12 protein-coding genes and 1 pseudogene are annotated in these 9783 nt (G+C 56.5%); 9 read left to right on the top strand and 4 right to left on the bottom strand.

Annotated elements, in window-relative coordinates:
- The 5 genes from V3W31_05445 to V3W31_05425 all read left to right on the top strand — a co-directional run.
- On the top strand, positions 1-829 hold an 829-nt coding region (locus tag V3W31_05445), incomplete at its 5' end, for an FtsX-like permease family protein (GenBank protein ID MEE9614384.1).
- Positions 830-931: 102 nt separating this feature from the next.
- On the top strand, positions 932-1612 hold the full coding sequence (locus tag V3W31_05440) for an ABC transporter ATP-binding protein (GenBank protein ID MEE9614383.1): 681 nt from the start codon (positions 932-934) through the stop codon (positions 1610-1612).
- Positions 1613-1745: 133 nt separating this feature from the next.
- On the top strand, positions 1746-2786 hold the full coding sequence (locus tag V3W31_05435) for a hypothetical protein (GenBank protein MEE9614382.1): 1041 nt from the start codon (positions 1746-1748) through the stop codon (positions 2784-2786).
- 192 nt (positions 2787-2978) lie between these two features.
- Positions 2979-3221: a hypothetical protein gene (locus V3W31_05430; protein MEE9614381.1), complete on the top strand. Its 243-nt coding sequence runs from the start codon at positions 2979-2981 to the stop codon at positions 3219-3221.
- A gap of 229 nt (positions 3222-3450) precedes the next feature.
- Positions 3451-4266, top strand: coding sequence for a ferredoxin--NADP reductase (locus tag V3W31_05425; protein MEE9614380.1), 816 nt, complete (start codon positions 3451-3453; stop codon positions 4264-4266).
- Positions 4267-4672: 406 nt separating this feature from the next.
- On the opposite strand, the gene V3W31_05420 is transcribed toward V3W31_05425, so the two are convergent.
- The 3 genes from V3W31_05420 to V3W31_05410 form a co-directional block, all read right to left on the bottom strand.
- Positions 4673-4894, bottom strand: coding sequence for a hypothetical protein (locus tag V3W31_05420; protein ID MEE9614379.1), 222 nt, complete (start codon positions 4892-4894; stop codon positions 4673-4675).
- Between the two features lie 148 nt (positions 4895-5042).
- A complete protein-coding gene (locus tag V3W31_05415; GenBank protein ID MEE9614378.1) occupies positions 5043-5669 on the bottom strand; it encodes a hypothetical protein in 627 nt (208 codons plus the stop codon).
- Between the two features lie 16 nt (positions 5670-5685).
- On the bottom strand, positions 5686-6339 hold the full coding sequence (locus tag V3W31_05410; protein ID MEE9614377.1) for a hypothetical protein: 654 nt from the start codon (positions 6337-6339) through the stop codon (positions 5686-5688).
- 560 nt (positions 6340-6899) lie between these two features.
- On the opposite strand from V3W31_05410, the gene V3W31_05405 reads away from it, so the two are divergent.
- Entirely contained in the window at positions 6900-7199 is a 300-nt protein-coding gene (locus V3W31_05405) for a nucleotidyltransferase family protein (GenBank protein MEE9614376.1), read from the top strand.
- Between the two features lie 85 nt (positions 7200-7284).
- Positions 7285-7518, top strand: a pseudogene (locus tag V3W31_05400) (DUF86 domain-containing protein).
- 87 nt (positions 7519-7605) lie between these two features.
- Here V3W31_05400 and V3W31_05395 read toward each other — a convergent pair.
- Complete coding sequence (locus V3W31_05395; protein ID MEE9614375.1) at positions 7606-9024, bottom strand: NFACT family protein; 1419 nt, start codon at positions 9022-9024, stop codon at positions 7606-7608.
- A 202-nt stretch (positions 9025-9226) separates the two neighbouring features.
- On the opposite strand from V3W31_05395, the gene V3W31_05390 reads away from it, so the two are divergent.
- Both V3W31_05390 and V3W31_05385 read left to right on the top strand, forming a co-directional pair.
- The gene (locus tag V3W31_05390) at positions 9227-9526 is read left to right on the top strand and encodes a twin-arginine translocation signal domain-containing protein (GenBank protein ID MEE9614374.1); all 300 of its coding nucleotides are present in this window, start codon (positions 9227-9229) and stop codon (positions 9524-9526) included.
- Between the two features lie 3 nt (positions 9527-9529).
- Positions 9530-9783: twin-arginine translocation signal domain-containing protein (locus V3W31_05385; GenBank protein ID MEE9614373.1), on the top strand; the 254-nt coding region annotated here is incomplete at its 3' end.

Genomic DNA, 9783 nt, shown 5'->3' with positions numbered 1-9783 from the left:
CGTCATAAGGGGGGAGTACCTTGACGGCGAAAAGGGGGGGGTCCTTCTCGGCCACAGGCTCGCGAAGAGGCTCACGGCCGAGATCGGCGAGAAGGTCGTCCTGATGATCCAGGCCGCCGACGGCTCGCTCGGCGCCGAGCTCTTCCGAGTGAAGGGGATCTTCCGCATGGGCTCGATCGAGATGGACTCCTCGCTCGCGGTCATAAGCCTCGCCGACGCGCGCGAGATGGCGGTCATGGGAGAGAGTGCCACCGAGGTCTCGCTGCTCCTTAAGAGGCCCGACGAGGTCGGGCCCGCCACGGCAAGCCTCAGGGCGGCCCTCGAGCCGCTCGGATACGAGGTGCTCCCCTGGCAGGAGCTCATGCCTGCCCTGCACGAGATGATAGAGCTTGATGATATCTTCATGTACGTGGTACTCGTTATAATACTGGTCGTCGTCTCGCTCGGGATACTGAATACCATGCTCATGAGTATAATGGAGAGGACGAGGGAGTTCGGCATAATGATGGCGCTCGGCACGAAGCCGAGGGAGATAGTAACGCTCGTCATGCTCGAGTCGTTCTTCCTGGGCCTTGCGGGCGTCATAGCGGGAGCGGTAATCGGCATAGCGGCGAACGAGGCGATAGCCGTAAACGGCATGGACCTCTCCCAGTGGTCCACGGCAATGGAGTTCCTGGCGGCCCTTAACCCGGTCGTATATCCCGAGACGCACGCCGGACGGGTCGTCTGGTCTTCCGCCGTAATATTCGCGACCGCGCTCCTTGTGTCCATATATCCGGCCGTTAAGGCGGCGAGGCTAAAACCCGTCGAGGCCATACACTTCGTATAGGTGGTTGACGATGGTGCTGGCCGCACGGGCAACGGGCCTATACCCCTTGTTGCAGGGCGGCTGTTTCGGGCGATAGGAAACTCAGTCAAAGGGTGATTGGTTATGGAATGCGTAAAGACGATAGGGCTTAAGAGGACCTACACGAGCAACGTCGGCATGCCGGTCGAGGCACTAAGCGGCGTTGACTTCACGGTCGAGAAGGGGGAGTTCCTCGCTCTCGTCGGCCCTTCGGGCTCCGGCAAGACCACGCTCCTTAACATGATAGGCGGGCTCGACGAGCCGACGGAAGGAAAAGTCTTCATGGAGGAGCGCGAGATAACCGGGCTCTCCGGCGGCGCGCTCGCCGAGCTCCGGCTGCAGCGGATAGGTTTTATCTTCCAGGAGTATAACCTTATCCCCGTGCTCTCGGCCGTGGAGAACGTCGAGTACGTGTTGCTGCTGCAGGGAGTGCAGGAAGAAGAGCGGCGGGAGCGGGCCCGGAACATGCTCGATGAGGTGGGGCTCAAGGGGATGGAGGACAGGAGGCCCCGCCAGCTCTCGGGCGGGCAGCAGCAGCGCGTGGCCATCGCGCGGGCCATAGTGGCCGAGCCCGTGCTGGTGCTCGCCGACGAGCCCACCGCCAACCTGGATTCGGTCACGGGCGCCGCGCTCCTGGACCTCATGAGGGAGGAGAACGAAAAGCGGGCCACCACGTTCATCTTCTCCACGCACGACCCGATGGTCATGGAGCGGGCACGGCGGGTGGTGCGCCTTAAGGACGGTCATATCGTGGTGGAGCCGTAACTCCCCCGCCCCCCTCGCCGCCATGCGCAGACTTTCTTCCTATTTTCTTCCTGTCGTTTTTATATTGCTTCTCCTCCCGGCCCCCCGCGCCCACGGCGCGGACTTTTACGGTGGCAAGGTATCGCTAAAGGGGATGTACAAGTCACTCCTTATCGCGGGCGAGACCCCGTCGGGCGAGGAGTTCTGGAGCGATATGAACCGCCTGCGCCTCGAACTCGACCTGAAACCCACGGACTCGCTCCTCCTGAAGGCCATCTACGATAACGAGCTCACGCTCGGGAGCGTGCTCGACACCGCCGAGTTCCGGGCGGCCAGCGAGGCGCGCGAGCAGACCTACTACGACCTGAGCGAGACGGTTACCGACAGGGGCGGGCTCTTCTGGAGGCATACGCTCTACCGGCTCTACCTCCGGTACGCAAAGGACGAGACCACACTTACGGTAGGCCGCCAGCGCGTTGCCTGGGGCCAGGCCCGCATCTGGAACCCCACCGACCTCTTTAACCCGATAAGCCCGATTCAGATAGAAGGCGGCGAGAGGCTCGGCGTGGACGCCGTGAACGCCGAGTACTCGTTCGGGCCCTTGAGTGGTATAAACCTCGTCTTCGTGCCGGGCCGCGAGCGGGAGGAGCGGAGTGTCGGCGCGCGCCTTATGACCAACTTGAGGGGCTATGACCTTTCCATTATGGCCGGCGAGTTCAGGGAGGACGACGTTATCGGCTTCGACTTCGCCGGGAGCATAGGAGATAGCGGCTTCCGGGGGGAGGCGACACTGACCGACCCGGAGGTGGGGGACGACTTTACGAGGCTCGTCCTCAGCTGGGACTATAACTTCGAGAACTCGCTCTATCTGCTTTTCGAATACCTCTATAACGACGGGAACCTCGCCGAGGGCACGCCCTCCGAGTCGACCCGGCGCTTTACCGGAGAGATAGCCACGCGCGAGAAGAATTTTCTCGCCACCGTGCTCGGCTACGACCTGACCCCGCTCGTGAGGCTGCGGCTCAACACCATCTACGACCTGGACGGCACGAGCGTCTTCGTCAATCCGGGTTTTACCTGGAACCTCTTTACCGACATCGACTGGTCGCTCGGGCTTCAACTCTTCGGGGGCGACGGCGGCGAGTACGGCGACTTCTCGAATATTTTCTATACGTCGGTGGAGTGGTATTTTTGAGGGCAGGGGAGGCGGGGCTGTTGAAAAAGTGTCATTCCTGCGAAAGCAGGAATCCAGTTATTTCGAAGGCTTCTGGACTCCCGCGTTCGCGGGAGTGACAGGAATGTTGCTTTTTTCAACAGTCCTTTTTTGTTTGAGCGCAGCGGGTTTTGTGGTAAGAGTTGAAGTAGCCTTTAAGAAGGAGTAGAGCCTATGCCCGCTTCGTCCGTAAAAAGAAAGTCCAAAAGATCCCGTCTCATAGTCGCCCTCCTGTCCGTTGCGGCGTTCCTGCACCTCCTCGCGCCCGCGCCTGCGTATGCGAATTCCGGACACCTTCTTTTCGCCGTCCTGCCAATGGTGTTTATTGTTCTTCTCGTAATCGTCGTTATGGGGGTGGTGCTGCGCGACTGGTACCGGCATAAAAGAAAAGACGACAATGGGCCGGAAGGGCCGTGACCGTGGCCCGTCGTTCGTGTTCGTGAAGGGTCCGTGACGGACAGCAATGATCATCCCCCTTTTCCAAAGAGCCTGCCCCGTACTTGATACGGGGGGGATTGAGGGGGATTGGTTCGTGACGCACTTTCAGTAACTCCGCCCTTACCCCCCATCCCCGATTGACTGTCCCGCGCGGTATTGGTAATATTGGTAATATAGGGGCCGCGAGTTTCAAGGAAGGACTTTTATCATGCCGGAACTTAATGCAGTGGTAACTCAGCGTGTCGAGCTTGCGCCGGGGCTTATCGTCCTCCGGGTAAAGCCCGAGGGCTGGGCCCTGCCGGACTTTATCGCCGGACAGTTCACCGTGCTCGGCCTTCCCGGCTCCGCGCCCCGGATAACCTTCTCCGACGGGGAAGAGCCCGCGCCCGAGCCCGAGAAGATGATAAAGAGGGCCTACTCCATCGCCTCCTCGTCCGTGGAGAAGGAGTACGTGGAGTTCTACATAACGCTCATACGCTCCGGCGCGCTGACGCCCCGGCTTTTTTCATTAAAGGTCGGAGATAAACTCTGGATGTCCCAAAAATTCGTCGGCATCTTCACCCTCTCGCAGATAGAAAGGGAGGACACGGGGGGGAACATCATCCTTCTCGCCACGGGTACGGGTATCGCGCCGTACATGAGCATGCTCCGGACCGAACTGGAGCGCGGCGACAGCCGTTGCTACGCCGTGGTGCACGGCGCGCGCCATTCGTGGGACCTGGGCTACAGGGCGGAGCTACGGACCATGGCGCGGATATGCAAGAACTTCAACTACGTACCGGTCATAAGCCGCCCGGACGAGGAGCCCGCGGGCTGGGGAGGCAAGGCGGGCTACATTCAAGACGTCTGGACCGATGATATAGAGACCCTCTTCGGCTTCAAGCCCTCGCCCGAAGATACGCATATCTTCCTCTGCGGCAACCCTGCCATGATCGAGACCATGACGGACCGCCTCTCAAGCGACGGCTATGCCGAACATACCAAAAAACAGCCAGGGCAGATTCATACGGAGAAGTTCTGGTAGGGCGCAAACCGGCGCCAGCCTGAGGCTGGTAGCGATAACTCCGTACCTCATACCCCCCCGTTCACCCTGAGCCTGTCGAAGGGTGACGGACAGCAATTTTAAAACCCGTGCATCCTGAGCTTGTCGAAGGACGGAGGGCCAAAATGCGCGCCTGCCTCGTCTGACGGACAACTTGCCGGTTTGGTCGGGTGGTCGCCCTGTCATTGCGAGGCCTGCCCTGAGTTTATCGAAGGGAGAAAGAGGGGGAGGGGGGGGTAGAGAAACGGGCGCTGTGGCTATTCTTCTGGTACTATTTGAAGAAGGGTGCGTTATGGAAGGGAAGCGTGATAGCGACCTTGAGGAGAATGGTGACGGTCTGGTGGCGCAAGTCGCCGATCCTATACAAAGAAATTGATTTATTGTGAGGTCAAGGGAGACTTGCTTGGAAATCATCCATGGCTTTTCCAATGTATTCTTTAGGAATTTTAGAAAGCAATTCAAGGTAAGCATCTGCTTCTTCAATGGCGTCTTGCGCTGCGTCAACCGACAACACTCTTTCCATTTTGTAATCTGCCTTTTTTCTTCTAGCACAAAGGGCACCCAAGTCCATACCCAACCGTTGAACAGCATCTATCGATGCACGCTTCAAATATTGCTGTAGGGTATCGTGTGTAATTTGCCCTGCTTTCCTGCGAGAATCAGGGCGACATGTGCTCCAGGCCAAGTCACGGGTTGTAATAAAGCATGCATAGTAGGCCCGACTGACAGCGCTACGGTAAGCAGCCTCATCAGATCCGCTATTCCGCAGAAAGCGAGCTGTAACAAGAAATAATTTGCCATCCATCGTTGCGCACCCTCTGCTGGAAAATACTGATGACCTCATAGACATTTCTATGGCCTGCTTGTATCATAGCTTCACACAGGGCATATCTTTTCTCCCTAAACTCCAATGTCGATAAAGAGCCATGCACCTCCAAAACCAGCATATTTTCTTCCCCATCTTCTGCGGGAAGAAGTTCGATTTCGAAGTCAACACAAGGAAAGAAGTCTGGTACCACAGTCTGCAGCCAAGTTACCCCCTCTTGGAGATGACGTTGTTCTATGAACTCCATGGTTTCTTCATTTAACGTATTAGATACCGAGAAAGCCGCTGCCTTTGTAGCTTTGAAAAAGTGAACCGCATCAGACCAATCCACTTTAAGGCCGGAAAAGAAGTCCAAGGCCCCTTTAAGTTCTTTACCCAAGTCTGCCCGCCGATGCCAGTCGTCGCCCGCGCTCAGTGATAAGGGCACCTCTGGCAACTCGCCATAGAGGGTTAACGGGGTATTATCGCTTACCACAAAATCATTTTCTATGCCTGAGTAGTTAGTCTGAGGAGGAACTATATCCTCGTCGATTGCCAAGTTCGATGTTAGCGTCGCCATAAAGCCTCCGGTAGTATCAAGGTTTGGTGCCCAAACTAACAAGCCCTTCTGAATATTTTCGAAGTGAACCCCAAGTGCCTATATAATCAATTAACTTTCTTGCCCGCTCCGGCAAGTCTATATTGGAAACATCATGGTGAAAGTTGAAAGAAAACTGGATCAAGTCTTTTTTATCTGGACCCGCTATGACCGGTTTTATATCCAACTTCATTCTTGCATCACCGTAATTCTTCGAAAAGTACCTTCCGAACCTTGAATCCATAGCAGAAAACTCCTGAAGCAACTTGTAATCCCCTGCCCCAAATAGAGCTCGGCTATAAGTGCAAAGATCTTGTCCTTTGGGGGGTTCTACATAAAAGTCAAAATTTAAACCAAGTGCCTGATATGGGGTTTCGGGAAGCAACTCAATTGTACGAATAGGTATTCTGCATGGGACTTCAAATTCTCCCTCGACTTTATGGATACCGAACGAGATTTGCATACTGGGAGGCGTGACGAGCACTCGAACTTCCTTTGCCTGGAATTGAGCAACAACTTGAGAAAAAACGCGTGTCCCTTCGATGCTATCCGCACTGATGATATCATTTTTATCCAGCCAAGTTTCTGTAAAGATAGAAGGATTAAAAGATTGTGCTGTTAGAACAATCCCTGAAAATGCATTTTCGATCATAACCAGACCTCCCTTACAGGATACCAGAAAACCATAACAACCGCAACTGATGGTTGTCGCTCAGAGTCTACCCCACCCTCCCCAACCTTGTCAAGGCCCTTGTGAGAGGATACCCTATGGTGTTTTTTTTCTACCCCTAAAGCCACATCTCTCTGTTTTCCTTGTAAAAACCACCTCTTTTAATTATACCCCTTCTTCGATGGCCCCTTTCCCCCTGAATTTTCAAGGGAAATCTGAGGAGAAGGAAAAAGTAAAAAGGTAAAAGGCAAAAAGGGCGCGGAAAGGCCCGTTCACCCATTCGACAAGCTCAGGGCGAACGGGTTCCTTCGACAAGCCTGTAGTGAGCTAGTCGAACTACTCAGGATGCGCGGAAAGGCAGGGCAGGGGAGGCTGGATCCTGAATCGGGGTTCAGGATGACAGGAGGGGAGGGAAGAGGTACGGAGTTACTGAAAGTGCGTCACGCACCGTCACGCGCCGTCGCGACCCCCCCTACCTTGAAAGATGGGCGGATTTAGGGTATAAGGGTATAAATATAGTATTGCTATAAAGGATATACGCCATGAAGAGAAGCAGGGACAGAATACTCAAAACCATCGCGGAAAACCGCGAGGCCATCCGCGCCTTGGGAGTGAAGAGGCTCGGGCTTTTCGGCTCGTGCGCCAGGGGGGAGGAGACGCGCGCAAGCGACCTCGACTTCCTCGTCGAGTTCGAGACCAAGTCGTTCGACGCCTACATGGGGCTCAAGGAGCTCCTCGAAGGGCTCTTCGACTGCGGGGTGGACCTCGTCCTCGAAGACGCCGTAAAACCGAGGCTCCGCCAGGCCATCATGGAAGAGGTGGTGCATGCCCCGGGACTATAAGGTCTACCTCGACGACGTCCTGGAGGCCACCGCCAAGATCCGCGATTACACCTCCGGGCTCACCCTCTAAGGGCTCAAGAACGACTCCAAAACCCTCGACGCGGTCGTGCGCAACCTCGAAGTCATAGGGGAGGCCGTCAAGAAAGTGCCGGACGAGGTACGCTCGCGCCACCCCGACGTCGAATGGAAAAAGATAGCGGGGCTCAGGGACATACTGATACACGAGTACTTCGGCATAGACGCCAACATCATCTGGGACATAGTCCGTACCAAGCTGCCCCAGCTCGAACAGGAAGTCGAAAAAATCCTCTCCGAGTAAAATCGTTGCGCTCGCAATGACCAATCCCCCTTTTCCAAAGGGGGAGGATTATTGCTTACCTTTTACGGACACGCACCACGGTCACGGCTACTTGTCTTCCACGGGTCTTACTACCACCGTTTTATATTCGCTGACAGTCACCATCCCCGGCTTCGCGCCTCTGGGCTTGCGCACGTTCTTAACGTCCGAGTAGAGCACCTCGACCTTTGCCGCCTTGGCGGCCTTGCTGTAGGAGGCGGCCACTGTGGCCGCCTCCTCGATGGCGCTCTTGGGAAGGGGTTCTTTGCCCTTGAACTTCAATAGCACGTGCGCACCGGCAACACCCTTTGCGTGGAACCACAGGTCGCCCGGTTTGCCGAGCTTCTTGACGAGCATGTCGTTCCCCCTGCCGCTCTTGCCGCATAAGATCTCAAAGCCGCCCTTTGAGGTGAACCTCCGTACGGGCTCGGCCCTTACCCCCTTTGCCGCCCCGGCCCCTTTGCCCCGCCCGGTCCGGGGTTTGGCCTTCTCCTTAAGATAGCCCGCCTCGATTAGCTCTTCCCTGAGCGTTTCGATATCTTCTTCGTTTTCAGCGGCTTCAAGCTCATAGGCGAGTTCGTCTATATATTCAAGCTCCTTCCTGGTCACGGGCAGGCGCACCTTCAAGAGCTTTAGCGTGGTCTTGGCCTTTTTCGCCTTCTTGAATATCCGGTCGATATTCTCCTGCGGGCCGAGCCTCTCGTCGAGCGGCACGGCTACCTTCTCCAACGGGCTCTTATAGTAGTCCTCCACCTCGATCTTCGTCATGCCCTTCCTGATATCCTTATAGTTGGCGACGAGAAGCTCGCCGAGCCGCGCGCCCTCGATATTCTTTTCGGCCTCCTTCCCGTCGGCCTCGAGGTTCCGGAGCTTTTTCTTTAACCTCTTCTCCGCGCTCTTTATGGCGCGCCGGAGGGTGCTCCGCCTGGACAGGATTTTTTCGTCTTCGGCGGGTGTGGAGCAGACCCTTTCGGCGGCCTGGTTCCACGTCTCGCCTTCTCCGAGCTCGACGGGCTTTTCTTTTACCTCTCCTTTAAATGGCGGCAGGGGTTCCAGCTTAATCCCCGGCTCGACCCCCCTCATGGAGCCCTCCACGGGAAAGTGCTTTAGCGCATCGAGGACCGTCTCGTTTTCGTCGACCAGTATAATGTTAGCGGACTTGCCCGTAAGCTCGGCGATGAGAGTAAAAGCTTCTCCCTCGGTCTTCTTGAGAGCGACCCTTATAATGCGTTCGCCCGGCGTTTGCGAGACGCCCTCGACGTGCGCGTTCGTGATCCTGCTCCTGAGGAACGCGCAGAAGCGTTTCGGGGTGGGCGGGTTCTCAAAGCGGGAGGCGGTAAGGTGGGCGCGCGAGAACTTCGGGTGCGTGGAGATGAGGAGCCGCTCCTCCCTGCCGCGCCGGAAGATTTTTATTAAAACCTGCCTTTCGTCGGGCTGGTGGATCTTCGAGACGACCCCGCCGCGCATGGCCTCGTCGAGCTCGGCCACCACTCGTTTTAACAGCTCCGGTCCCACCAGCGAAGTGTAACATATTAGAACAGCCCGTAGTGGGCGAATTATCTGGACTTCCCCCCTGGGAAAAAATTATAATAATAATTCGCATTGCATACTTGACAAGCTCCTCCTTTATTGTTATAAGGGCAACATTTGTTAGGGCTCTTTACCGCTTTCAGGAGAATGAATCGCCATCATGAAAGACAGTAAGAGTAAGAAAACCAAGAACAGTCCGGCCACGGGCAACCTCTCGCGGCGCAGCTTCCTTAAGGGCGCGGCAACGGTGGGCGTTGCGGTGACCGCCGGTGGCGTGCTCGCCCAGAAGACCATCAAGCTCTTCCCCACACAAGACATCAAGACAGCTTACATGAAAGACGTCCTCGCGGGAGATACAGTCCTCCGGTCGCGGGAGTACGTCGTCATGACGGATAACGAGAAGCGGGATATCGTAAAGTTTTTCAAGAAGAACTACAAGAGTCCATCGGAAAAGGTTTAACCTGTGAGTGATAACGGTAAAAGAGAAAAAGACCTGAGGCCGACGAAGCTCGCGAAGGCACCGGCGGTTACGTCGCTGACGGACCCGGCCTTCCCCGGACCTACCGGGCATGGCGGCGGACCTTCAGCCGGAGCCGGCGGTTGCGGACCTTGCGGCGGCGGAGCCAGCGGGCTCGGCGGAGAGGCGCCAGGCTCTCGTCGGGACTTCATGAAGAAGACCGGCACCTCGGCCCTGGCGGGCGCCGCGGCGCTCCTCAC

Source organism: Thermodesulfobacteriota bacterium (assembly GCA_036482575.1).
Classification (GTDB): domain Bacteria; phylum Desulfobacterota; class GWC2-55-46; order GWC2-55-46; family JAUVFY01; genus JAZGJJ01.
This window is presented reverse-complemented; position numbering and strand designations above follow the sequence as displayed.